Here is a 24,756-nt window from a genome sequence, read left to right as displayed (position 1 = left end):
AGTTCCGCAGTAAGCGCATGGATGGCGTGCACGCTGTAGGTATCTGCCAGCCATTGCGCACAACGCAGTAAATCAAGCGAAAAAACGCCCCCAGGGGACGTTGGACCACGCGGTCCGGCGTTGGCGTCGCTTTGCCTAAAACCAGCCTAATCAGGAGCCGCATCGATGAATCGGATTTATCGCAAGGTCTGGAACAAAGCACTGGGGCAGATGGTCGTTGCCTCGGAATTGGCCAGCAGCCAGTCCTCGGGTGTCGTCATCGATCAGCGCCGAACCTCTGGCGGACGCAACACCGCACTGCTCTCGGCCGCCATCGCGTTGACGCTTGGATGGGGCGCGGCAGGCGCCGTGCAGACGGCGCACGCGCAATCGGTGGAAGTGGGGGGCAATGCGAACTGCCTGGTGCTCAACAGCGGCATCGTCGACAGCTGCGTGGTCGACGGCAACGCCACGGCTTCGGGCACCAACGCGGTCGCCATCGGCAGCAACAGCACGGCGTCGGCGGCCAACAGCGTGGCGCTCGGCGCCGGCTCGAAGGCCAACCGGGCCAACACCGTTTCGGTGGGGGATGCCGGCAAGGAACGCCAGGTCACCAACGTCGCCGCCGGTACGGCCGCGACGGACGCGGTGAACAAGGCACAGCTGGACAAGGTGGCGGTCGCCGCCGAAGGCGCGACCCGCTATTTCAAGGCCGACGGTGACGGCAGCGACGCCGATGCAGCGAAGATCGATGGCGAGGGTGCACTGGCCGCAGGCGCCAGCGCCAACGCCGATGGCGACGGCGCAACCGCGCTGGGTCGCAGCAGCCAGGCGGTCGGCAATGCCACCACGGCAGTGGGCAGCGAAGCGCTCGCGATCGGCCTCGGGGCGAGTTCGTTCGGCCAGGGCAGCATGGCCTTCGGGGATGCCAGCATCGCGCTCGGCCAGAGTGCCGCGGCCTTCGGTCTGGGCGATGTCGCCCTCGGTGCATCGGCCGTGGCGGCCAGTGAAAATGGTGCGGCCACCGCGATCGGCGGCCTGGCGGAAGCCAGTGCCGATGGCGCGACCGCGATCGGTGGGGGTGCCTTGGCCATCGGCCCGGGCAGCACCTCGCTCGGCCGCGGTGCGGCCAGTGCCGGTGAAGCCTCGGTCGCGGTCGGCGCGTTCAGCGTCGCGGTCGCGGATTTCAGCGCGACCCTCGGCGCGAACTCGGCTGCGGTGGCGGTGGGAAGCGTGGCGCTCGGCGCCGGTTCGTACGCCGATCGCGTCGATACGGTATCGGTCGGCAATGCGGAAAACGGCCTGCGTCGCCAGATCACCAATCTTGCCGATGGCACCGAAGACAGCGACGCGGTGAACAAGGCGCAGCTGGATCAGGTGGGTGCGGTCGCAGCCAACACCGACAAGCGCTTCCAGGCCACCGGCAGCAGCGACAGCGATGCCGGTGCCCTCGCAGCAGGCGACAACGCGACCGCGATCGGTGAAGCCGCCAACGCGCTGGCCAACGGCGCGACCGCGCTCGGCAGCGGTGCCACGGTCACCGCGCAGAACGCGACGGCCGTCGGCTACAACGCCAGTGCCACCGGTCAGAACAGCGCGGCGTTCGGCACCAATGCGCAGGCCAATGGTCCAGGCAGTGTGGCGGTCGGCGGTGCAGCGGTGGATGCCGATGGCAACCCGCTGATCACCAACGGCGGCGTGCCGGTGGATACCGGGGCGACCAGCGCCGGCGTCGGCGGCACGGCCGTCGGTGCGAGCGCGGACGCCTCGGGTTTCGCCGCTTCGTCGTACGGCGTCGGCGCATACGCGGCCGGTGCGCAGGCCTCGGCGTTCGGTGCAGTGGCCAATGCCACCGGCGACTATTCCACCGCCGTCGGTACGCAGAGCGTGGCGACCGGCAACAGCAGCACCGCCATCGGCGGGCCGGCGGATCTGCTGCCGGGCCTGGGCTTCTTCGTGCAGACCCAGGCCAGTGGCGAAGCGGCCACCGCGGTGGGTGCGGGCGCGATTGCCAGTGGCGATTACGCGGTGGCCAACGGCACCCTGAGCGAAGCCTCGGGCACCGAGGCTACCGCCGTGGGCTACTTCGCCTACGCCCCGGGCGAGGGCGCCACGGCGCTCGGCGCGGAAACCTGGGCCAGCGGTGAACTGAGCACGGCGGTGGGCTTCTACAGCACTGCGCGCGGCGCGAACAGCGTTGCGCTGGGCGCCAACTCCACCGCTACCCGCGACAACACGGTCTCGGTCGGTGATGTCGGCAACGAGCGCCAGATCACCCACGTCGCCGCGGGCAGCGAAGCGACCGATGCGGTCAACAAGGCGCAGCTTGATGCAGTGGCAAGCTCGGCCTCGGCGACCTCGACGCAGTTCAAGGCCAACGGCGCTGCCAGTGGTGCGGTCGGCGCCTTTGCCGATGGCGAGGATGCACTGGCGGCCGGTGAGGCCAGCAATGCGCTGGGTGCCGGTGCCACTGCCGTGGGCGGTGGTGCGACCGCCGTCGGCGATGACACCGTCGCGCTGGGCCGCAACAGCAGCGCGACCGGCAACGGCAGCGTGGCCATTGGTGGCCTCGGCCAGGCGTATGACGAGTACAACCAGCCGCTGGTGGATGACCAGGGCAATGCGATCCTGATCGGTGCCACCGCGGCGCCGGACAGCGTCGCGGTCGGTGCCGGTGCACAGGCCACCGGCACCACCAGCAATGCATTCGGCAGCGGTGCACAGGCCACCGGCAGCAACAGCCTGGCCAGCGGCTACAAGGCCCGCGCCACCGGCGATTACAGCGTGGCGCAGGGTGACAACGCCTTCGCCAGCGGCGAGGAAACCACCGCGACCGGCGCATATGCGTGGGCCACCGCGGATGGCGCCACCGCCTTCGGCTCCAGTGCGTGGGCGACCGAAGCCAACGCCACGGCGGTGGGTCAGTCGGCCTGGGCCAGCGGCACCGGCTCGACCTCGATCGGCTACAACAGCTGGGCGCGCGGCAGCAGTTCCACCGCGCTCGGCCGCGGTGCTTTCGGCTACGGCGACAACAGCGTGGCCGTCGGTTTCCAGGCATTGGGCAACAGCATCAACAGCATCGCCATCGGCACCAACGTGGTCGCCGGCGGGGAGAGCGCGATCGGCATCGGTGCCGGCAGCAGCGCGACGGCGTCCAATGCGGTCGCGCTCGGCGCGGGTGCGGTCGCCGACCGTGCCTACACCGTCTCGGTCGGCAACGATGATCGGCAGCGCCAGATCACCCAGGTGGCCGCCGGTACCGAGGGCAGCGATGCGGTCAATCTGGATCAGCTGACTGCGGCGACCGACCAGTTCCAGGCCAGTGGCGAGGGTGTTGCCGTCGCCGGTGGCCAGGAAAGCGTGGCCGCCGGTGCTAACGCGGCCACCGATGGCGATTACGCCACCGCGGTCGGTTCAAGCAGCTTCGCGGCCGGCACGGGCGCGTCGGCGTTGGGCAGTGGCGCCTTCGCCCTGGCCGACAACGCCAGTGCCGTCGGCTTCAATGCCGTCGCCAGCGGTGCCAATGCGATCGCGGTCGGCGCCAATGCGCAGTCCACTGCCGAATACGCGACGGCGACCGGTGCCGAAAGCCTGGCCTCCGGCGAGCAGAGCACGGCGACCGGTGCGGCGAGTGTCGCCTCCGGCGCCGGCAGCCTGGCCGGCGGCGCGCTGTCGGAGGCCGCCGGTGAAGAATCGGTGGCCCTGGGGTACTTCAGCAGCGCCAGCGGCGAGGGTGCGACCGCGGTCGGTGCGGAAAGCGTGGTCAGTGGGACGCTGTCGGCCGGTTACGGGTTCGCCTCCGAAGCGACCGCCAACTACACCACCGCGATCGGTGGCTACGCGGTGGCGTCGGCCTTCAACGCGACCGCACTGGGCAGTTTCGCGCAGGCGACCGGCTCCAACAGCGTGGCACTCGGTGGCGATGCCGAAGCCTCCGGTGCGTACAGCACCGCCACCGGCCAGGGCAGCCTGGCCAGCGGCATCAACAGCGTGGCCGTCGGTGGTGCGCTGTTCGGCCTGCTGCCCACCGAGGCCTCCGGCAACTACTCCACGGCCGTCGGCGGTGGTGCATGGTCGCCGGGCGTCAACAGCACCGCGCTCGGCAATGCGGCCACTTCGAGCGGGGCGAACAGCGTCGCCCTCGGCGCCGACTCGATTGCCGACCGCGATGACAGCGTCTCGGTCGGCAGTGCCGATGCGCAGCGGCAGATCACCAACGTCGCGGCGGGCACCGACGGCACCGATGCGGTCAACGTGAACCAGTTGAATGCAGTGGCCGATGCGGCCGCCTCCACCAGCAAGTACTTCCAGGCCAGTGGCAGCGCCGACAGCGATGCCGGTGCCTACGTGGAGGGTGACAACGCGCTGGCCGCCGGTGAGGCCTCCAACGCCATCGGCAACGGTGCCACCGCGCTGGGCAGCGGCAGCACCGTGATCGGCACCGAATCCACCGCGCTGGGCTTCAACGCCACGGTCACCGGAGACAACGCGGTGGCGATTGGCAGCAATGCGAGCAGCAGCGCCGCAGGCGCGGTGGCCCTCGGCGATCTGAGCGCGGCCTCCGGCGCGGCCAGCGTCGCCATCGGCGGCGGTTCGTTGTCGCAGGGCTTCGGCGCGGTGGCGATCGGTGCCGGCTCCGAGGCTGCGGGCCTTGCCGCCACGGCCGTCGGTTACGGCGCCTGGGCGCTGGGGCGTGAATCCACCGCGATCGGCAACTTCGCTACCGCGGACGGCTGGCAGGCCAGTGCGTTCGGCGCGAATGCCACCGCAGGCTTCTTCGGCACTGCACTGGGCAGCAATACGCAGGCGGCCGACGTGGCGACCGCGGTAGGCCAGGGCACGCGTGCGGATATCGCCGGTGCCGCCTTCGGCGTGCAGGCCAATGCAGGCCTGTATGGCGTGGCGGTGGGCAACAACGCCGTCACCGGGGAAGACGGCGTGGCCGTCGGCTTCAACGCGCTGGCCGGTGCGGATGCGGGCAGTGTCACGCAGGGCATCCAGACCACCGCGATCGGCAGTGAAGCTTGGGCGACCGAAGACGGTGCCACCGTCGTCGGCTACAACAGCTACGCGCAGGCGGTGAATTCCACCGTGGTGGGCAGCAACACCTGGACCACCAAGGACGCCGACAACAGCGTCGCGCTCGGTGCCGGTTCGCTGGCTGATCGTGCCAACGCCGTCTCGGTGGGTGCCGCGCAGGCATGGACCGACGCGGCGGGCGTGGTGCATGAGGCCATTGATCGGCAGATCACCAATGTCGGTGCCGGTACGGAAGACACCGATGCGGTCAATGTCGCGCAGCTGAAGGAGGTGGCAGCAACGGCTGAAGCCACCAGCAAGTACTTCCAGGCCAGCGGCAGCGCTGACAGCGACGCCGGTGCGTACGTGGAAGGCGACAACGCGCTGGCCGCCGGTGAGGCGTCCAACGCCATCGGCAACGGCGCCAGCGCGCTCGGCAGCGGGGCAACGGCCGTCGCCGACAACGCCACCGCGGTCGGCTTCAACGCCTTGGCAAGCGCCGAAGGCGCCGTGGCCCTGGGCAGTGACGCGCAGGCGACCGGCGAAGACAGTGTCGCGGTCGGCAACGGCGCCAGTGCCAGCGAGATCGGTGCCAGTGCCACGGGCGCCGGTGCGCAGGCGGGCGGTGCTTACGCCACGGCGACCGGCAGCCAGTCCACGGCGGCGGGCCAGCAGGCCACCGCCAACGGCTTCCGCGCGAATGCCTCCGAAGCCGGTGCATCGGCCTTCGGCAGCTACAGCGAAGCGACCGGGCAGCTCTCTTCCGCGCTGGGCTACGGGGCGGTTGCCTCCAACGCCTATGCCGTAGCGGTGGGTGCCGCCTCGACCGCCTCCGGCGCGGGTGCGGTGGCGGTGGGTGAATCGTCTGAAGCCACCGGCGATGAGAGCGTGGCAATCGGTGGCACGACCTTCTACGGTCTGCTGCCGTCGCGCGCCTCGGGCACCGGTGCTTCCGCCTTCGGTGCAGGTGCGTGGGCAACCGATGATTACGCCACCGCGATCGGCTGGAACTCGTGGGCCGATGCGGGCAATGCCACCGCACTGGGCGCCAGTGCCAGCGCGGAGGGCGTGAACAGCGTCGCGCTCGGCGCCGGTTCCACCGCGGATCGCGACAACTCGGTCTCGGTCGGTACGGCCACCGCGCAGCGGCAGATCACCAACGTCGCTGCCGGTACTGAAGGCACCGACGCGGTGAACGTCGACCAGCTCAATGCGGTCGCCGATGTCGCGGAAACCACCAGCCGGTACTTCCAGGCGTCAGGCAGCGGCAATGGCGATGACGTCGGCAGCTATGTCGACGGGGCGTATGCCACCGCGGCGGGCGAAGCGGCCAATGCGTTCGGCACCGGGGCCTCGGCCTATGGCAGCGGCGCCCTGGCCTCCGGGCGCAACGCCTCGGCGTCGGGCTTCAACGCCTCGGCCACGGCCGATTCGGCGACCGCCATCGGTGGTGCGCTGTATTACGAAGATGACAATGGCAACGTGCTGCTGGACAAGGCCACCAGTGCCAGCGCCGTCGGTGCCACCGCACTCGGTGCGGGGGCGCAGGCGGACGGCAGCTTCAGTACCGCCACCGGTGCCGGCGCCACGGCAGCAGGGTTGCAGTCCTCGGCCTTCGGCTACAGCGCCGAAGCCGGCAGCGACTACAGCACTGCGGTCGGTACCTTCAGCGCCGCCAGCGGCGTGCGCACCACGGCGTTGGGCTACGGCGCCGAAGCCAGTGGGGATTACGCGTCCGCACTGGGCTGGGGCAGCGCCGCCTCGGGCAGCTACGCCAATGCACTGGGCTACGCGTCGCAGGCCAGCGGCGACAACAGTGTGGCTGCCGGTTCCAACGCCTGGGCCACCGCGGCACGCACCACGGCGGTCGGGCAGCTGGCTTGGGCCACCTCGCAGGGCGCCACCGCGATCGGCCAGGACAGCTACGCGTACAGCGGCATCAATGCCACGGCGCTGGGCACCAGTTCGTCGGCCAGTGGCGCAGGCAGCGTCGCACTCGGCGCCGGTGCCCGCACCAGCGAGGCCAACGTGGTCTCGGTCGGCGGCGGCAACGGCACCACCGGCCCGGCCACGCGCCGCATCACCAATGTCGGGGATGCGGTCAACGCCAGTGACGCGGTGACCAAGTCGCAACTGGATACCGTGGCTGCCACCGCCGATGCGGTCGGCAAGCACTTCCAGGCCAGCGGCAGCGGTGTGGCCACGGCCAGCGGCAGCGATGCGCTCGCCGCCGGTTCCGGCGCGACCGCCAGCGCGACCCGCAGCAGTGCGCTGGGTACCGCCGCCGTCGCCTCGGCGACCGGTGCCACCGCGGTCGGCGCCGATGCCTCGGCACGCGGTGCCAACAGCACCGTGCTCGGCCGCCAGGCCTCGACCAATGCGACCAACGGTGTGGCGATCGGCAACGGCGCGTTCGCCAGCAACGGGGCCAACAGCATCGCGATCGGTTCGGCAGCGGGCGTCTCCGGTGCCAACGCTGTGGCGCTGGGTTCGGGGTCGCGCGCAGTGGAGGCCAACGTGGTCTCGGTGGGTGGCGGCAACGGCACCGACGGCCCGGCCACGCGCCGCATCGTCAACGTCGGCGCCGGCCGCATCGCGGCAGGCAGTACCGACGCGGTGACCGGTGGCCAGCTCAACACCACCAACCAGCGTGTCGGTGCGGTGGAAACCCGGGTCGGTGATATCGACACCCGGATCGGCTCGGTCGAGAACGTCACCGCCAATGCGCTGACCTATGACGACAGCAGCCGCGACACACTGACCCTGTCGGGTCTGCAGGGCACCACGCTGGACAACGTCGGCAGCGGTTCGATCGCGTCCGGCAGCCGCCAGGCGATCAACGGCGGACAGTTGTTCCAGTCGCTGACCGATGTCGCCACCTTCCTCGGCGGCGGCGCCAGCGTGGGCATGCAGGGTGTGTTCGTCGCGCCGAACTATGTGATCCAGGGGGCGACGTACAGCAACGTGGGCGACGCACTGGGTGCGCTGGACCGCAAGGTCAGCGACCTGGACCAGCGCGTGGCCGGTGGCGGCAGTGGCGGTGCACGTGCACGCACCGCCGCAGTGGCCACCGCCAGCGTCGCACCGGACGCCAGTGTCATGAGTGCTGCCAGCGAGGACGCGATTGCGACGGTACAGGGCACGCCGACCGCGGCGAGCGTGGGCAGCAGTCAGCCGCTCAGCGCGCCCGCCGCCGCACCGGCCGCGGTCAATGCGGTGGTGATGGGCGACGGTGCCGTGGCCAGCGGGGCGTCGGCCACGGCGATCGGCCAGGGCGCGACCGCCTCGGCCGCCAACTCCGTGGCACTGGGCCAGGGCTCGGTCGCGGATCGTGCCGATACGGTCTCGGTCGGCAGCGTCGGCAACGAGCGTCAGGTCGCCAACGTGGCGGCCGGTACGCAGGCCACCGATGCGGTCAACAAGGGCCAGCTGGACGGTGGCATCGCGACCGCCAACAGCTACACCGACCAGCGCTTCACCTCGATGGCCGACAGCTTCGATATCTACAAGGGGGAGATCGACCAGCGCCTGCGTCACCAGGACCGTCGCATTGATCGCCAGGGTGCGATGAGCGCGGCCATGCTCAACATGGCCACCAGCGCCGCCGGCGTGCGCACCCAGAACCGCGTCGGTGTCGGCGTCGGTTTCCAGGGTGGCGAATCGGCGTTGTCGCTGGGCTACCAGCGCGCGCTCAGCGAGCGCGCCACGGTGACCCTGGGCGGTGCCTTCAGCAGTGATGACAGCTCGGTCGGCGTGGGTGCCGGCTTTGGCTGGTAAGCCGTTTCAACGCGGGGCCGTGCGCGGCCCCGCTGCAACGTAATGCAAGGCCTGAGGGGGCGGGTCACGGGAACCCTGGCCAGGGCCGGCCAGGGAGCTCGCATGGAGTGTTGGCCTGAACAGTCGTTTGATCCATGACCTTGAAGAGGACGTCAACGTGACCAGTAAGCAGAACCTTCGCATCAATGTGCTGGCAGCCGCCGTGCTGTCGTTGTCCGCAGGCGCCAGCGCCTATGCCGCGGGCCTGCCGGCCAAGGAGTCGGTGCGCCAGCCGGCGGCCGCCCAAGGCGCAGAGCGCATCATCGTCAAGTACCGCACGGGGACCGCGGCGGCCACGGATCGTTCGGCCAAACTGACGGCCGTGCAGTCGGCGGTCGCCCGCGCCAGCGTCGGTGGTTCCGCCGCCGGGCGTGCCAGTGCGGTGAACCCGCAGATCGTGCGCAAACTCGGCGTCGGTGCCGACCTGATCCGCCTGCAGGGCCGCCTGAGCCCGGCCGAACTGCAGAAGGTGCTGGCCGAGATCAAGGCCGATCCCTCCGTGCAGTACGCCGAAGTGGACGTGAAGCTGCAGCGCACCGACGTGCGCCCGCGGAATGCCACACCGCAGCTGGTGCCGAACGATCCGTACTACGCGCAGTACCAGTGGCATCTCAACAGCGCCACCGGCGGCATCAATGCGCCAGCTGCGTGGGACGTCGCCCAGGGCGAGGGCGTGGTGGTGGCGGTGCTCGACACCGGCATCCTGCCGCAGCATCCGGATTTCTCCGGCAACCTGCTGGCGGGTTACGACTTCATCAGCGACGCGGAAACCTCCCGCCGCGCCACCGATGACCGCGTCCCGGGTGCGCTGGATTACGGCGACTGGGTCGAGAATGACAACGAGTGCTACGCCGGCTCGCTGGCCGAGGACAGCTCCTGGCACGGTACCCACGTGGCCGGCACGATCGCCGAGTCCACCAACAACGGCGTGGGCATGGCCGGTGTCGCGTACAAGGCGCGTGTGTTGCCGGTGCGCGTGCTCGGCAAGTGCGGCGGCTACCTGTCCGACATCGCCGACGCGATCACCTGGGCCTCCGGTGGCACCGTCGCCGGCGTGCCGGCCAATGCCAATCCGGCCGAGGTCATCAACATGAGCCTGGGTGGCGGCGGCGCGTGCGATGCGCTGTACCAGGATGCGATCAACGGTGCCGTCTCGCGGGGCACGACCGTGGTGGTCGCGGCCGGCAACTCGGCCTCCAACGCGGCCAACTTCCGTCCGGCCAGCTGCGCCAACGTGGTGGCGGTCGGTGCGGCCCGGATCACCGGTGGCATCGCCTACTACTCCAACTTCGGCACGGTGGTGGACCTGTCCGGCCCGGGCGGCGGCGGCAGCGTGGACGGCAATCCGGGCGGTTATGTATGGCAGGCGGGCTATGACGGCGCGACCACGCCGACCTCCGGTGCCTACAGCTACATGGGCATGGCCGGCACCTCGATGGCGTCGCCGCACGTGGCGGCGGTAGCAGCCCTGGTGCAGGGCGCGGTCACCGCGGCCGGCAAGGACCCGCTCAGCCCGGCCGCGCTGGAAACGCTGCTCAAGCAGACCGCGCGCGCCTTCCCGGTGACCATCCCGACCGCCACGCCGATCGGCTCCGGCATCGTCGATGCCAAGGCCGCGCTCGACAAGGCGCTGGAAGAAGAGTGCACCGAGAACTGCGGCCCGGTCGCCACGCCGCTGACCAACAAGGTTGCCGTCGGTGGCCTGAGCGGCGCCGGTGGCAGCGAAGCGCTGTACAGCTTCGAGGCACAGGCCGGCAAGGTGCTGAGCCTGCTCACCTACGGTGGCAGTGGCAACGTGTCGGTGTACGTGAGCCAGGGCAAGGAGCCGACCGCCACCGCGTTCGACGCCAAGTCCACGCGCCCGGGCAACAGTGAAACGGTGCGCTTCACCGCGCCGGTGGCCGGCACGTATTACATCAAGGTGGTCGGCGAGTCCGCGTTCAGCGGCGTGAGCATTCTGGCCAACCAGTAATACCGCAGCACCCCGAACGGGAGTCCGTCATGTGACGGGCTCCCGTTTTTGCATCTGGACGGTGTGCAATACCGCGTAGGATCGCGGTGAACTGCTAAAGTCGCAGCGGTTGCCAGGAGAATGTTCTTGAACGCGGTTGCCCAGGATTCCACTGCAGCATCCCCGGCCGAATCCCGCATCGTTGCGGTATTGCTGGAGAAAGGTCGGCTCAAGGACGGCGACCTGGCCCGTGCGCGCCCGCTGCACCGTGAATCCGGCGGCAGCCTGCTGGGCTTGCTGGTCCGGCTGGGGCTGGTCTCCGAGCGCGACCATGCACAGACCAGCGCCGAGGTGCTTGGCCTGCCCCTGCTCGACGCCAAGGCGGTGCCGGAATCGCCGCCCGAAGCCCTGCTCGATGGGCTGCCGCTGACGCTGCGGTTCCTCAAACAATTCCATGTCTGTCCGCTGGCGCTGCACGACGACGCGATCGATCTGTGGGTGTCCGATCCGCAGGACCCGTATGCGGCCGATGCGGTCCAGCTGGCGATCGGGCTGCCGGTGCGCCTGCACGTCGGCCTGCGCTCGGAGATCGATGACCTGATCGAGCGCTGGTTCGGCCAGGGCCGCAGTGCGATGGGCGCGATCATCGAGACTGCCGACGGCGAGGGCGCCGCGGTCGACGACATCGAACACCTGCGCGACCTGGCCTCCGAAGCGCCGGTCATCCGCCTGGTCAATCTCGTCATCCAGCGCGCGGTGGAACTGCGCGCCTCGGATATCCACATCGAGCCGTTCGAGAATCGCCTGAAAGTGCGTTACCGCGTGGACGGCGTGCTGATCGAGGGCGAAAGCCCGCCGGTCAACCTGACCGCCGCGGTGATCAGCCGCATCAAGATCATGGCGCGGCTGAACATCGCCGAGCGCCGCCTGCCGCAGGACGGCCGCATCATGCTGCGCGTGCAGGGCAAGGAGCTCGACCTGCGCGTGAGCAGCGTGCCGACCGCGCACGGCGAAAGCGTGGTGATGCGCCTGCTCGACCGCGATACGGTGGTGTTCGATTTCCATCGCCTGGGGTTCACCGACGCCTTCCTGCCGCAGTTCCGCAAGGTGCTCGAACAGCCGCACGGGATCCTGCTGGTCACCGGCCCGACCGGCTCGGGCAAGACCACCACGCTGTACACCGCGCTGAGCCAGCTCAATACCGCCGACGTCAAGATCATCACCGTCGAAGACCCGGTCGAGTACCAGATCGAAGGCATCAACCAGATCCAGGCCAAGCCGCAGATCGGGCTGGATTTCGCCAATGCGCTGCGCAGCATCGTGCGCCAGGATCCGGACATCATCATGATCGGCGAAATGCGCGATCTGGAAACCGCGCGCATCGCGATCCAGTCCGCGCTGACCGGCCATCTGGTGCTCTCCACGCTGCACACCAACAACGCGGCCGGCGGCATCACCCGCCTGCTCGACATGGGCGTGGAGGATTACCTGCTCACGTCCACCATCAACGGTATCCTGGCCCAGCGCCTGGTGCGCCGGCTGGAGCCGCAGCACGCGCAGCGCTATGCCGCCTCGCCGGAGGAGATCGAGAAGTTCGGCCTGCGCCGGCTGCAGCCGGACGGCGAGATCTTCCTGTACCGCGCGCAGCCCTCGGCGATCGCGCCGACCGGCTATCTCGGCCGGACCACCATCGTCGAATTCCTGGTGATGAACGATGCGCTGCGCAGTGCGGTGATGCGTCGCGCCGGGATGGGCGAGATCGAGCAGATCGCCCGCGCCGCCGGCATGCGCACGATGTACGAAGATGGCCTGTCCAAGGCGCTGCAGGGCCATACCACGCTGGAAGAAGTGCTGCGCATGACGGAGGAATCCTGATGCGCGTGCGCGACCGAAAGCGGGAGCACGGCTGAGCATGGCCCAGTACCGCTACAAGGCGCTCAACGCCCATGGCGAACTGTTCGATGGCCAGATGGAGGCGGCCAGCGAAGCCGAGGTGGCCGCGCGCCTGCAGGACCAGGGCCACATGCCGATGGAAGCACGGCTGGCCAGCGAGGGCGTGGCTGGTGCCTCATCCTGGGCGGCGCTGCTGCGCCGGAAGCCGTTCGACGGCGGCGGGCTGGTGCAGTTCACCCAGCAGCTGGCCACCCTGCTCGGTGCGGGGCAGCCGCTGGACCGCGCGCTGAGCATCCTGCTGGAGCTGCCCGAAGACGAGCGTACACGCCGGGTGGTCACCGACATCCGCGACATCGTGCGCGGCGGTGCGCCGCTGTCGACCGCGCTGGAACGCCAGCACGGGGTGTTCTCGCGGCTGTACATCAACATGGTGCGCGCCGGTGAAGCCGGGGGCAGCCTGCACGACACGCTGCAGCGGCTGTCGGATTACCTGGAGCGCAGTGCCGAGCTGAAAGGCCGCGTCATCAATGCGCTGATCTACCCGGCGATCCTGCTGGCGGTGGTCGGCGGCGCGCTGTTGTTCCTGCTCGGCTACGTGGTGCCGCAGTTCGCGCTGATGTACGAAAGCCTGGACGTCGCCCTGCCGTGGTTCACCCAGTGGGTCCTCACCGCCGGCCTGGTCGTGCGCGAAGGCTGGATCATCATGATCGTGGTGCCCGCGGTGATCGCGCTGGTGGTGGAGCGCCGCCTGCGGCAACCGGCCGCGCGCCTGGCCGTGGATGGCTGGCTGCTGCAGCGCAAAGGCATCGGCCCGCTGCTGGCCAAGCTGGAGACCGCGCGCCTGGCCCGCACTCTGGGCACGTTGCTGCGCAACGGCGTGCCGCTGCTGTCCGGCCTGGGGATCGCGCGCAACGTGCTGGGCAACCGCGCGCTGGCCGCCGATGTCGACACCGCCAGCGACGAGGTCAAGAACGGCAACGGCCTGTCGGCGTCGTTGTCGCGCGGCAAGCGTTTTCCGCGCCTGGCGCTGCAGATGATCCAGGTCGGCGAGGAATCCGGTGCGCTGGATACGATGCTGCTCAAGACCGCCGATACGTTCGAGCAGGAAAGCGCGCGTGCGATCGACCGTCTGCTGTCGGCACTGGTGCCGGTGATCACTCTCGTGCTGGCCTCGGTGGTCGGCCTGGTGATCGTGGCCGTGCTGGTACCGCTGTACGACCTGACCAATGCCATCGGCTGACCGGCCGCTGGAGAATACCCCCGTGATTCGATGCAAGGAGCCTGCCATATGCAACGTCGTCGCCTGACCCGCTTCACTTCCGCGCGCCACCAGTCCGGCATGAGCCTGCTGGAAATCATCATCGTGATCGTGCTGATCGGTGCGGTGCTGACCCTGGTCGGCAGCCGCGTGCTCGGCGGTGCCGATCGTGGCAAGGCCAACATCGCCAAGGCACAGGTGCAGACCATGGCCGGCAAGATCGACAACTACCAGCTGGACACCGGCAAGCTGCCGGCCAAGCTGGATGATCTGGTCACCCAGCCGGGCGGCAGCGCCGGCTGGCTCGGCCCGTATGCCAAGCCGGCCGACCTCAATGATCCGTGGGGTCATGCGCTGGAGTACCGCGTGCCGGGCGAGGGCCAGCCCTACGATCTGATCAGCCTGGGCAAGGACGGCAAGGTGGGCGGCAGCAGTTACGACGTGGACATCCGGTACGAGTAACCGGCCTTGGGAGCACCGTGGCCCGTGTCGAGCAGACCGCCGCATCGCGTGTCCACGGGCAGCCATGCACGCGGTCTGTCGCTGCTGGAGATGCTGCTGGTGGTCGCCCTGATCGCGATCATCGGCGTGGTCACCGCCACCGCGATGAACGGTGGCATCGAGGGCCTGCGCCTGCGCAATGCGGGCAAGGAGATCGCCACCCAGCTGCGCTACACACGCACCCAGGCGATCGCCACCGGGCAGACCCAGCGCTTCGTGATCGATCCGCGCGCGCGCAGCTGGCAGGCCGCGAACGGTCGCCATGGGCAGATTCCCGCCGCGCTGGACGTGCAGTTCCGCGGCGCGGGCCAGCTCAGCACCGCGCCGGGGCAGGGCAGCATCGCCTTCTTCGCCGACGGTGCCGCCAGTGGCGGCAGCATCGCGCTGAGCACGCGCGGTGCGGTGTGGGACATCCAGGTGGGGTGGATCACCGGCGAAGTCCGTGCGGGCCCGCGTCGGGAGGGCCGATGAAGAAGCACCAGCGCGGCTACTCGCTGCTCGAGGTGATCATCGCGTTCGCCCTGCTGGCGTTGGCGCTGACCCTGCTGCTGGGCAGCCTGTCCGGCGCGGCGCGCCAGGTTGGGCAGGCCGAGGTGCGCAGTCGCGCCACGTTGTACGCGCAGTCGTTGCTGGCCAGCACGGGCGTGGAGGCGCCGCTGCAGGAGGGCAGCACGCAGGGCGAGTGGGAGCAGGGCAAGTACCGTTGGCGGCTGCAGGTCGAGCCGTATGCGGAGCCGCGCACGACCACCGCGCCGGTGACGACCGACGTCGGCGGCCCCACCCTGGCCCAGATCACCCTGCAGGTGCGCTGGGGCGAAGGCAACGGCGAGCAGCTGCAGTGGCGCAGCCTGCGCCTGCTGTCCCCCGTACCGGGCACACCGCGATGACGCTGCGCGCGCGCCGTGTCCGCGGTTTCACCCTGATCGAAATCCTGCTGGCCACCGCGCTGCTGGTGGGCGGCCTGGCACTGGCCTTTGCCACCGTGCGCTCGGCGATGATGATCAGCCAGCGCGGCGAGCGCATGGCCGCGCAGAACGAGCGCATGCGCGCGGTCGAAGGCTTCCTGCGCCGCCGCCTGTCGACCGCGTTGGTGATCGCGACGTCGCCGCCGGATCCCACCCGCGACCCGGTGTATTTCCTGGGCGAGCCGCAGCGGATGTTGTTCGTCTCCGATCTGCCCGGGTATCTCGGGCGGGGTGGGCCGTATGCGCATGAACTGCAGGTCCGGCGCGCGGGCGCGCAGCAGCAGCTGGAGGTCGGGTTGACCCTGCTGCAGAACGGCGAAGCGATCGAAGAAGCTCCGCCGCGCCCGCCGGAGATGTTGGCCGATCAGCTGCGCGAGGTGCGCTTCCGCTATCGCGGCACGGATCCGCGCACCGGCCAGCTCACCGAGTGGCTGGACCGCTGGGAGGACACCCGGCGCCTGCCCTTGCTGGTCTCGATCGAGATCGTGCCGCTGCAGGGGCCGGCGTGGCCGCCGATGATCGCCGCATTGCCGCCACCACGGACGGATCGCCCATGAGGCCGGCGCGCGGTGCGGCGCTGGTGCTGGTGCTGTGGTTGATCGCCCTGCTCACGGCGGTGATCGGCGCATTCGCGCTGAGCGCGCGCGTGGAGCACATGCAGCAGCGGGTGATCGGCGATGACGCCATCGGCCAGGAATATGCGCGTGCCGGGCTGGAATACGCCCTGCATCGCCTGCAGCCGCGCGCCAGCCAGCCGGCGTGGGTGGCCGATGGCCGCCGCTACCGGTGGACCTTCGATGCGCGCCGGATCGATCTGGCGATCCTCGATGAGAACGGCAAAGTGAACCTGAATCTGGCCGATGCCAGCCTCCTCAGCGCCTTCCTGCGCGCGATGGGTGAAGCGCCGGACCGGGCGCAGCTGCTGGCCGGGGCCATCGTCGACTGGCGCGATGCCGACAGCCTCAAGCAGCCTGGCGGGGGCGCGGAGACGCCGGATTACGTCGCGGCCGGCCTGCCCTATGGCGCGCGCAATGCGCGCTTTGAGACCGTGGGGGAGCTGCAGCGCGTGCTCGGCATGGATGCGGACCTGTATGCGCGGATCGAACCGATGCTGACCCTGTACAGCCGCCAGGCACGGCCGGACCCGCGGTTCGCGGCCGGCCCGGTGTTGACCGCGCTGGGGCTGGATGCAGAACGCCTGCTGGCCGAACGCGAGCGCGCCGCGGCCGCGGATGACGCCGGATTGCCGGTCGCACCGCTTGCAGGTGGCAGCGGCACCTATAGTATCGAGAGTCGCGCCACGGACGAACGCGGCCGGATATCGGTACTGCGCGCCGTGGTGAGGATGGGGTCGGCAGGCACGCCGGGAACGGCATACACAGTACTTCGCTGGGAACAGGGAATGGCAGCAAGATGACGGCATGGCGTGACAGTCTGGTGCGGGCCCGGGGGCGCGTGTCGCCTGGCGTGGGCAGCAGCCTGCGCTGGTGGCGGCAATCATTGCTGGCCTGGCTGCCGGTGCGCTGGCAATGGGCGATGGGCTGGTCGCGCTCGCGCCTGCTGCTGCAGCGCGACGGTGACGTCCTGCGCCTGCAGCGCCAGACCGGCGAACAGATCGAGGCGATCGCCGACCTGCCGTGGCCGGTCTCGCCCGGCGCGGTCGATGGCGTTCTGGATGCGCGCCTGCGCGGCCTGCCGCGGCATTGGCTGCTGCCTGCCGACACGGTGCTGCGCCGCCCACTGCGCTTGCCGGCGGCGGCCGCCGAGCGGCTGCGCGACGTGGTCGGTTTCGAGATTGATCGGCAGACGCCATTCGATGCCAGCCAGGTCAGCTACGACGTACGCGAGCTGGGGGCGTTGCCGGATGGCCAGCTGCAGGTGGAGCTGGTGGTTATCCCGCGTCCGCAGCTGGAACAGTGGGCACAGCAGGCCGGGCCCTGGGCACAGGCCGTGGCCGGCGTGGATGCGGTCGACGCCGAGGGCCGTCCACTGGACGTCAATCTATTGCCGGTCGCGCAGCGGCAGCCGTATCGGGACCCGATGGCGCGCTGGAACGCGATCCTGGCGATCAGCGCGATCGTACTGATCGCGCTGGCCGGTCATCAGCTGCTCGAGAATCGCCAGGCGGCGGCGGATGCGCTGCGCGCGCAGGTCGATGACGCCGCACGCGATGCACGCCGGGTCGCCGCCGAGCGGCAGCAGGTGCAGAGCCTGGTCGAAGGCGCTGCGTTCCTGGAGGGCAAGCGCGCCGAACATGCCAGCACGGTGGAGATCTGGAATGAACTCACCCGCCTGCTGCCGGACGGCACCTATCTGGAAAAAATGTCGATCGAAGGCACGACGCTGCAGCTGATCGGGCTCAGCCGCGAAGCCTCGCAGCTGGTGCCGCTGCTGCAGGATTCGCCGCTGTGGCGCAAGGTCAACCTGACCGGCGTGCTGCAGGCCGATGGCGCGACCAGCGGCCGCGACCGCTTCACGCTGACGGCCGAGCTGCAGCCGCTGCCCGGCGCCACGCCACCTGCGAAGGAGGTTGCCGATGGCAGCACAACCGACGCGCCGTGATCGCTGGCTGGCGCTGGGTCTGCTGCTGGCGGTGATTGCCGTGGCCTACCTGCTGCTGGTGCATCCGTGGTTGACCCGCCCGCTGCTGGCGATCAACGCCGATATCGCCGCCGTGCAGGAGCGCCAGCAACGCGTGGACACGCAGTTGGCGCAGCGTGGGCAGATCGCCACCCAGCTGCGTGAGGTGCAGGCGGCGCTCGAAGGCCGCCCCGGCTTCCTGCGCGAGGCCACCGCTGAATCCGCCGCGGCCGCGCTCTCCAGCCGCCTGCAGGATGCCGTGGCCTCGGCCAGCCCGGGCAACCGCAGCTGCACCATCAGCAACCGCACGCCGCTGCCGGATGCCAGCCGTGAGCCGGCGTTCCCGCGCGTGGCGCTGCAGGTGCGCCTGCGCTGTGGCGTGCCGGAGATGGCCGCGGTCCTGCATACGCTGGAGACGGGCACGCCGCGCCTGTTCGTGGACAACCTCAATCTGCTCGCGCAGCGCTTCCAGCAATCCCCCAGCGAAACCGGTACGGGCCTGGACGTGTCGTTCGAACTGGTCGGGTATCTGCGCCCGGGCGCCGCGCTGGAGCCCGGTGCGGCGCCACCACCGCCGCCATCGCCGTTGCCGGCCGGGCCGGCCGCCGACCCGGGCGCGGCACCGCCCGCCGATGCGGCAGAACCCCCGTCGGGTGATGCGGCCGACCCAGCGCCTGCACCGGCCGCTGCCGAGGAGGTCGAGCATGAAGCTTGAAGCAGCCGGCCTGCGCACCTGGTGGCTGGGTGGCATCGCACTGTGGGCGCTGGCGATCTGGGGGGCGACGCTGTTCGGGATGGGCAGCCGCATCGCCCCGGCCACCGATGGCGATGCCGGGGCCGCGCCGTTGCCGCGACTCGGGCCCGCTGCGCCCGAACGCATGGCCTCGGCCAGTACCTATGCACAGATCGGCGCGCGCCCCTTGTTCGCCGAAGACCGTCAGCCGCGCCCGTACCTGCTCGGTGGCACCGAGCAGGGCACGGCCAGCAGCGTATCGCTGACCGGCGTGCTGCTGACGCCCGGCTTCGGCATGGCGATCCTGACCACCGACCAGCGCCAGTCGCTGCGGCTGCGCTTGAACGGTGAAGCGGTCAACGGCTGGCAGCTGCTGGCGCTGGAACCGCGCCGCGCCACCGTCAGCGGCCCGGGCGGCACGCAGACGCTGGAGCTGCCCGTGTTCAACGGGCAGGGCGGCGAACCACCGACCGTGCTGGGCGCCACGCCACTCACCTCGGTACCGCCGGCCGGCACCGGCGCGCGTCCGATCAACAGCGTGGCAGCACCGATGCCGCCACCGCCGGCTCCCGCGCCTGCGCCCCAGGCCGCCGCCGCACCCTCGAATGCAGCGCCCACCGCGCAGAATCCGCAGGGGCCCAGCGAAGAGCAGATGAAGGCGATCCGCGAGCGCATCCAGGCGCGCCGCCAGCAACTGCAGCAGCAACAGCAACAGCAGTCGCAGCAACCGCCCGCGGGCGGCTCCGGCCACAACCCTTAGAGTGACAGCATGACCCTGCGCCTTTTCCCCGTGTCTTTCCTCGTCGCCCTGTTGGTGGGCTGCACCACCGTGCCCGCGCCGGAGGTACGCCGCGATGCGGTGCTCGACAGTCACCAGGTGGTTGCCGGCGACGGCTCCGGCGCGGGCATCGAGGCCGAACCGCTGGGCAACCATGGCGCCCCGCAGGCGGTGATCCGCCGCGGCACCGGCACCATGATCAACCGCAGCGCCGCGGCCGCACCGCAACCCTCGCTGGGCAATGCCTCCACCGGCAACGCCACGTTCAACTTCGAAGGCGAATCGGTGCATGCGGTGGTCAAGGCGATCCTCGGCGACTTCCTCGGCCAGAACTACGTGATCGCGCCGGGCGTGCAGGGCACCGTGACGCTCGCCACGCCCAAGCCGGTGTCCTCCGCACAGGCGTTGAACCTGCTGGAAATGGTGCTGGGCTGGAACAACGCCCGCATGGTCTACAGCGCGGGCCGTTACAACATCGTGGCCGCCGACCAGGCGCTGGCCGGGACGGTCTCGCCGAGCACCGCCTCGCCGGCCAATGCGCGTGGCTTCGAAGTGCGCGTGGTGCCGCTGCAGTACATCTCCGCCACCGAGATGAAGAAAGTGCTGGAGCCGTACGCGCGCCCGAACGCGATCGTCAACGTCGACAACGGCCGCAACGTGATCACCTTGGGCGGCACCCGCAGCGAGCTGGAAAACTACCTGCGCACGGTGGAGATCTTTGACGTGGACTGGCTGTCGGGCATGTCCGTGGGCGTGTTCCCGATCCAGTCGGGCAAGGCCGAGCAGGTCGCCGCCGATCTGGAAAAGGTGTTCGGCGAGGAGAGCAAGACGCCCAGCGCCGGCATGTTCCGTTTCCTGCCGCTGGAGAACGCCAACGCCGTGCTGGTGATCACCCCGCAGGCACGTTACCTCGACCAGATCCAGCAGTGGCTGGACCGCATCGATACCGCCGGCGGCAATGCGCGGCTGTTCTCCTACGAGCTGCGCTACGTCAAGGCCAAGGACCTGGCCGAGCGCTTGGCCGAGGCGTTCGCCAACGAGAACGGCCGCGGTGGTCGTGGCAGCAGTTCGCTGGCGCCGGGCGCGTCGCCGATGGACATCGGAAGCCGCGATGGCAACAGCAACAGCAACTTCTCCAACACCGGCAGCAGCAACGGCAGCAGCCGCGGCGGACTGGGCGAAGGCACGATGAGCCTGCCGCAGCGCCAGTCCGGCAACGCCAGCTTCAGCCTGGAAGTGCAGGGCGATACCGTCGGTGTTTCGGCGGTGGAGGAAACCAACACCTTGCTGGTGCGCTCCACCCCGCAGGCCTGGCGCTCGATCCGCGAGGTCATCGAAAAGCTCGACGTGATGCCGATGCAGGTCCACATCGAAGCGCAGGTGGCCGAAGTCGCGCTGACCGGCGACCTCAGCTACGGCGTGAACTGGTTCTTCGAGCAGGCCGTCGCCACCGGCAAGACCGAGAGCGGCATCGACCTGCCGAGCGCGCTGGGCCGCTCGATCTGGGGCAGCATCTCCGGCACCGTCGGCAACGACGGCGTGGGCTGGACCTTCCTCGGCAAGAACGCGGCCGCCGTGGTCAGCGCACTGGACAAGGTCAGCAACCTGCGCCTGCTGCAGACCCCGTCGCTGTTCGTGCGCAACAACGCCGAAGCCACCCTCAACGTGGGCACGCAGATCCCGATCAACTCGGTGTCGGTCAATACCGGCGTGGGCGGCGACAACACCTACAGCCAGGTCCAGTACCTCGATACCGGCGTGATCCTCAAGGTGCGACCGCGCATCACCCGCGATGGCGTGGTGTTCCTGGACATCGTGCAGGAGGTCAGTTCGGCCGGTGCGATCCCGGCCGGGTGCGACCCGACCCGCACCACCTGCAATCCGCCGATCAATACCCGCAAGATCTCTACCGAAGCGGCGGTGCAGAGCGGCGACACCATCATGCTGGCCGGCCTGATCACCAACTCCGACGACGACGGCGCCAGGGGTGTCCCGGGGCTGAGCAGGATCCCGGTCATCGGCGCGCTGTTTGGCAGCAAGACGAAGAAGTCCGAGCGCTCCGAGGTGATCGTGCTGCTGACCCCGACCATCGTGCGCAACGCGCAGGAGTCGCGGAACCTGACCGACGAATACAGCAGCCGCTTCCGCGCGATGGAGCCGTTCCCCGAGCCCAAGGCCAAGCGCTGAGTGTTGCCCGGCCCCCGCTGTCACCGCGGGGGCCGATCTTGTTACGCTGGCCGCGCCCAAGGGAGGCTGCGATGACACAGCGACACGGCGAAGACGGCAGCACGCGGAGGTCCGCATGAGCACGGTCATCCTGCTGCCGATCGGGGTCGATGATGCCGCGCTGGACCGTTGCCTGGCCGCGCTCGATGCCGGCACCGCGCGCGCTACCGCGATCTGGCTCGCCGACGATGGCCAGGCCGGGCCACGCGCGCAGGCGGTGATCGAACACTGGCTCGCGCAGACGCCCCTGCAGGCCGAGTACACCCGCCGCGCCCGCGCCATCGGTGAAGTGGCCCACCTGGATGAGATGCTGGCCGCGTGCACCGGCGCCGATGTCGTGGTGCTCGCCCCGGATGCGATCCCGGCACCGGGATGGCTGCAGCAGCTGCAGGCCTGCCTGGCCCGCGATCCCTCGATCGGCTCCGCCACGCCGTGGTGCAACGCCGGTGAGACGGCGGCCTGGCCGCGGCTGGGCGAGATCAACCCTCTTCCGGACGACCTGGATCTGGCCCCGCTGGCGCAGGCCTGCGCGGCGATGCCGCCGCTGCATCCCGAGCTGCCGTCCGCGGTGACCCACGCGGTGCTGTTGCGTGGCAATGCGCGGCGCAAGGCGGGCGGCCTGGACATGCACAGCTATGCCTCGTGGAATGCCGCCCTGATCGACCTCAGCCTGCGCATGGCCGGGCTCGGCTGGCGGAATGCACTGTGCGAGACCGCGTTCGTCGCCCGGGTCGCCGAAGGCGTGACCGGCGAGGGCGACATGGAGGCGCTGGCAACGCGCTGGCCGGCCTGGCCGCCGCGGCTGGCCGGCTTTCTGATGGCCGATCCACTGCAGCAGGCGCGCCACGACCTGCAGCAGCATCACCGGCAGGCGATAATGCCGAAGGCGCAGGGCGATCTGTTCGCGCCGCCCGTCATTGCCGCCCCGGAGTCGCCTGTTTGAGCCCTGCCATCGCCGCCATCATCGTCAGCTACCAGAGCGCCAGCACCTTGGACGCCTGCCTGCTGCGCCTGCGCGAGGCGCGCGACATCGCCGAGATCCGCGTGGTCGACAACGACTCCACCGACGGCACCCTGGACATCGTGCAGCGGCATGCCAGCGCGGATGCGCGGGTGCGCTTCATCGCCAACCCGGACAACCCCGGCTTCGCCGCGGCCAACAACCAGGGCGTGGCCGACAGCCAGGCGCCGTGGCTGGCCTTCATCAACCCGGACCTGATGGTCGGTCCCGAGACCCTGGCCGTGCTGCGCGAACGCGCGCTGCCGCTGGGTGACTGCGTCCTCGGTGTCGAGCAGGTCGACGAAGACGGTCGCCCGGACGATGCGGTGCGCCGTCGCGACCCGGATTTCGCCGCGATGCTGCGCAACCCCGGGCAGGGCGGGAAACTCGCCATCCCTGTCGACCGCAGCCAGCCGCTGCAGATCGTGCCGGCCCTGTCCGGCGCATTGCTGCTGATGCCGCGCGCGCTGTTCGACCGGATCGGGGGATGGGATGCCGGCTATCGCCTGCACGCCGAGGACCTGGACCTGTGCCGTCGCGCGCGCGAGGCCGGGGCGGTGATCGCCATCGCCAACGACCTGCAGGTCACCCATGTGCGTGGTGTCTCCAGCCGCTCGCGGCCGTTCTTCGTGGAGTGGCACAAGCACCGCGGCCTGTGGCGGTACTTCCGCCGGTTCGAGGCGCCGCAGCGTCCCTGGCCGGTGCGCTGCGCGGTGTGGGGCGCGATCTGGGCGCATGCCCTGGTGCAGGTGCCGCGCCTGCTGCGTCGCCGGTAGACTTCCGCTGCCCGGCCGTTGGTCGTACACAGTGGCAGGCGCATACTCTTCAGCATGATCATCCAGTCCCTGCTCGACACCGACCTGTACAAATTCACCATGATGCAGGCGGTGCTGCATCAGTATCCCGGCGCGCAGGTGCAGTACCGGTTCAAGTGCCGGACCCCGGGCATCGACCTGGCGCAGTTCATCGACCAGATCAACGCCGAGATTGACCACCTGTGCAGCCTGCGCTTCAGCGCCGAAGAGCTGGACTACGTGCGCGGCCTGCGCTTCGTCAAACCGGACTTCGCCGATTTCCTCGGCCTGTTCCACCTGGACCGCAAGTACATCGCGCTGCGCCCGTCGACCACCGTTCCCGGTGAGATCGAGCTGGACATCACCGGCCCGTGGCTGCACACCATCCTGTTCGAAGTCCCGCTGCTGGCGATCATCAACGAGGTCTGGTTCCGCAACACCACCAACTCCGATTTCAGCGAAGGCGAGCGCCGCCTGCAGGCCAAGACCGCGCTGCTGCGCGATACCCCTGGTTTCGAGCTGTGCCGGATCGCCGATTACGGCAGCCGCCGCCGCTACTCGCGCGCGTGGCATGCGCGCATGCTGCCGATGCTGCGCGACGCGCTCGGTGCGCAGTTCGTCGGCACCAGCAACGTGCATTTCGCCCGCCTGTACGGCATGACGCCGCACGGCACCATGGCCCACGAATATCTGCAGGCGTTCCAGGCGCTGGGCCCGCGGCTGCGCGATTCGCAGGTCGCCGCGCTGGAATCGTGGGCGCGCGAGTACCGGGGCGACCTGGGCATCGCGCTGTCCGACGTGGTCGGACTGGAGGCCTTCCTGCGCGATTTCGACATGTATTTCTGCAAGCTGTTCGATGGTGTCCGCCACGACTCCGGCGACCCCTTCACCTGGGGCGACCGCATGCTGGCGCATTTCCACAGCCGCCGCGTCGATCCGCGCAGCAAGGTGCTGGTCTTCAGCGATGGCTTGAACATCGAAAAAGTGATGCAGCTGTTCGACTACTTCCGCGGCCGTTGCCAGGTGGCGTTCGGGGTGGGCACGCACCTGACCAACGACCTGGGGCCGACCCCGCTCAACATCGTGATCAAGATGGTCCGCTGCAACGGCCAGCCGGTCGCCAAACTGAGCGATTCGCCGGGCAAGAGCATGTGCGACGATCCGGGCTATCTGGCGTATCTGCGGCAGGTGTTCGAGCTTTCACCCGAGTGAGACGCCTTAAAAAGCGACAATGGGACGTCATCCGCGTCACTAAGTGACCTT

At 69.7% G+C, this 24,756-nt stretch carries 16 protein-coding genes; all 16 read left to right on the top strand.

From position 1 onward, the window contains the following. Positions 1-165: 165 nt before the first annotated feature. The 16 genes from ABE434_RS07160 (at position 166) to pncB (ending at position 24,705) form a co-directional block, all read left to right on the top strand. Positions 166-8,775, top strand: coding sequence for an ESPR-type extended signal peptide-containing protein (locus ABE434_RS07160; RefSeq protein ID WP_346478337.1), 8,610 nt, complete (start codon positions 166-168; stop codon positions 8,773-8,775). A 157-nt stretch (positions 8,776-8,932) separates the two neighbouring features. Continuing rightward, positions 8,933-10,786: a S8 family peptidase gene (locus ABE434_RS07155; RefSeq protein ID WP_346478336.1), complete on the top strand. Its 1,854-nt coding sequence runs from the start codon at positions 8,933-8,935 to the stop codon at positions 10,784-10,786. Between the two features lie 126 nt (positions 10,787-10,912). Further along, a complete protein-coding gene (gspE, locus tag ABE434_RS07150) occupies positions 10,913-12,640 on the top strand; it encodes a type II secretion system ATPase GspE (RefSeq protein WP_346478335.1) in 1,728 nt (575 codons plus the stop codon). A 37-nt stretch (positions 12,641-12,677) separates the two neighbouring features. Next, complete coding sequence (locus tag ABE434_RS07145; RefSeq protein WP_179460725.1) at positions 12,678-13,898, top strand: type II secretion system F family protein; 1,221 nt, start codon at positions 12,678-12,680, stop codon at positions 13,896-13,898. A 48-nt stretch (positions 13,899-13,946) separates the two neighbouring features. After that, the gene (gene gspG / locus ABE434_RS07140; RefSeq protein WP_346478334.1) at positions 13,947-14,378 is read left to right on the top strand and encodes a type II secretion system major pseudopilin GspG; all 432 of its coding nucleotides are present in this window, start codon (positions 13,947-13,949) and stop codon (positions 14,376-14,378) included. Positions 14,379-14,468: 90 nt separating this feature from the next. Beyond that, a complete protein-coding gene (locus ABE434_RS07135; RefSeq protein WP_319206877.1) occupies positions 14,469-14,888 on the top strand; it encodes a GspH/FimT family pseudopilin in 420 nt (139 codons plus the stop codon). Then, positions 14,885-15,304, top strand: coding sequence for a prepilin-type N-terminal cleavage/methylation domain-containing protein (locus tag ABE434_RS07130; RefSeq protein WP_346478333.1), 420 nt, complete (start codon positions 14,885-14,887; stop codon positions 15,302-15,304). Before ABE434_RS07135 ends, ABE434_RS07130 begins: the two co-directional genes overlap by 4 nt. Next, positions 15,301-15,939 (top strand): type II secretion system protein J, encoded by a 639-nt coding sequence (locus ABE434_RS07125; RefSeq protein ID WP_346478332.1) that lies wholly within the window; start codon positions 15,301-15,303, stop codon positions 15,937-15,939. Before ABE434_RS07130 ends, ABE434_RS07125 begins: the two co-directional genes overlap by 4 nt. After that, complete coding sequence (locus ABE434_RS07120; RefSeq protein WP_346478331.1) at positions 15,936-16,799, top strand: type II secretion system minor pseudopilin GspK; 864 nt, start codon at positions 15,936-15,938, stop codon at positions 16,797-16,799. The genes ABE434_RS07125 and ABE434_RS07120 overlap by 4 nt, the downstream gene beginning before the upstream one ends. Further along, entirely contained in the window at positions 16,796-17,944 is a 1,149-nt protein-coding gene (locus ABE434_RS07115; protein WP_346478330.1) for a PilN domain-containing protein, read from the top strand. The genes ABE434_RS07120 and ABE434_RS07115 overlap by 4 nt, the downstream gene beginning before the upstream one ends. Beyond that, positions 17,919-18,677, top strand: a complete 759-nt coding sequence (gspM, locus tag ABE434_RS07110; protein WP_346478329.1) for a type II secretion system protein GspM — start codon at positions 17,919-17,921, stop codon at positions 18,675-18,677. Before ABE434_RS07115 ends, gspM begins: the two co-directional genes overlap by 26 nt. Continuing rightward, complete coding sequence (locus ABE434_RS07105; RefSeq protein WP_346478328.1) at positions 18,667-19,455, top strand: hypothetical protein; 789 nt, start codon at positions 18,667-18,669, stop codon at positions 19,453-19,455. Before gspM ends, ABE434_RS07105 begins: the two co-directional genes overlap by 11 nt. Positions 19,456-19,464: 9 nt before the next feature. Further along, positions 19,465-21,660 carry a type II secretion system secretin GspD gene (gene gspD / locus ABE434_RS07100; protein WP_346478327.1) on the top strand — a complete coding sequence of 732 codons (2,196 nt, stop codon included), beginning with the start codon at positions 19,465-19,467 and terminating at the stop codon, positions 21,658-21,660. A gap of 115 nt (positions 21,661-21,775) precedes the next feature. Next, complete coding sequence (locus tag ABE434_RS07095) at positions 21,776-22,642, top strand: glycosyltransferase (RefSeq protein ID WP_346478326.1); 867 nt, start codon at positions 21,776-21,778, stop codon at positions 22,640-22,642. Then, positions 22,639-23,475, top strand: coding sequence for a glycosyltransferase family 2 protein (locus ABE434_RS07090; RefSeq protein ID WP_346478325.1), 837 nt, complete (start codon positions 22,639-22,641; stop codon positions 23,473-23,475). Before ABE434_RS07095 ends, ABE434_RS07090 begins: the two co-directional genes overlap by 4 nt. 54 nt (positions 23,476-23,529) lie before the next feature. Continuing rightward, the gene (gene pncB / locus ABE434_RS07085; protein ID WP_346478324.1) at positions 23,530-24,705 is read left to right on the top strand and encodes a nicotinate phosphoribosyltransferase; all 1,176 of its coding nucleotides are present in this window, start codon (positions 23,530-23,532) and stop codon (positions 24,703-24,705) included. Positions 24,706-24,756: the final 51 nt, after the last annotated feature.

The organism is Stenotrophomonas sp. TWI1183 (assembly GCF_039673115.1).
Lineage (GTDB): Bacteria > Pseudomonadota > Gammaproteobacteria > Xanthomonadales > Xanthomonadaceae > Stenotrophomonas > Stenotrophomonas maltophilia_AA.
The sequence above is the reverse complement of the archived record's forward strand: the minus strand, read 5'-3'. Positions and strand labels throughout refer to the sequence as shown.

Excerpts from the sequence above, each read along its gene's own strand:
- ABE434_RS07130 (WP_346478333.1), top strand. The coding sequence starts at position 14,885 with ATGAAGAAGCACCAGCGCGGCTACTCGCTGCTCGAGGTGATCATCGCG.
- ABE434_RS07115 (WP_346478330.1), top strand. The coding sequence starts at position 16,796 with ATGACGGCATGGCGTGACAGTCTGGTGCGGGCCCGGGGGCGCGTGTCG.
- ABE434_RS07160 (WP_346478337.1), top strand. The coding sequence starts at position 166 with ATGAATCGGATTTATCGCAAGGTCTGGAACAAAGCACTGGGGCAGATG.
- ABE434_RS07135 (WP_319206877.1), top strand. The coding sequence starts at position 14,469 with ATGCTGCTGGTGGTCGCCCTGATCGCGATCATCGGCGTGGTCACCGCC.
- gspG (WP_346478334.1), top strand. The coding sequence starts at position 13,947 with ATGCAACGTCGTCGCCTGACCCGCTTCACTTCCGCGCGCCACCAGTCC.
- ABE434_RS07145 (WP_179460725.1), top strand. The coding sequence starts at position 12,678 with ATGGCCCAGTACCGCTACAAGGCGCTCAACGCCCATGGCGAACTGTTC.
- pncB (WP_346478324.1), top strand. The coding sequence starts at position 23,530 with ATGATCATCCAGTCCCTGCTCGACACCGACCTGTACAAATTCACCATG.
- gspD (WP_346478327.1), top strand. The coding sequence starts at position 19,465 with ATGACCCTGCGCCTTTTCCCCGTGTCTTTCCTCGTCGCCCTGTTGGTG.
- gspM (WP_346478329.1), top strand. The coding sequence starts at position 17,919 with ATGGCAGCACAACCGACGCGCCGTGATCGCTGGCTGGCGCTGGGTCTG.
- ABE434_RS07120 (WP_346478331.1), top strand. The coding sequence starts at position 15,936 with ATGAGGCCGGCGCGCGGTGCGGCGCTGGTGCTGGTGCTGTGGTTGATC.
- ABE434_RS07105 (WP_346478328.1), top strand. The coding sequence starts at position 18,667 with ATGAAGCTTGAAGCAGCCGGCCTGCGCACCTGGTGGCTGGGTGGCATC.
- ABE434_RS07095 (WP_346478326.1), top strand. The coding sequence starts at position 21,776 with ATGAGCACGGTCATCCTGCTGCCGATCGGGGTCGATGATGCCGCGCTG.
- ABE434_RS07125 (WP_346478332.1), top strand. The coding sequence starts at position 15,301 with ATGACGCTGCGCGCGCGCCGTGTCCGCGGTTTCACCCTGATCGAAATC.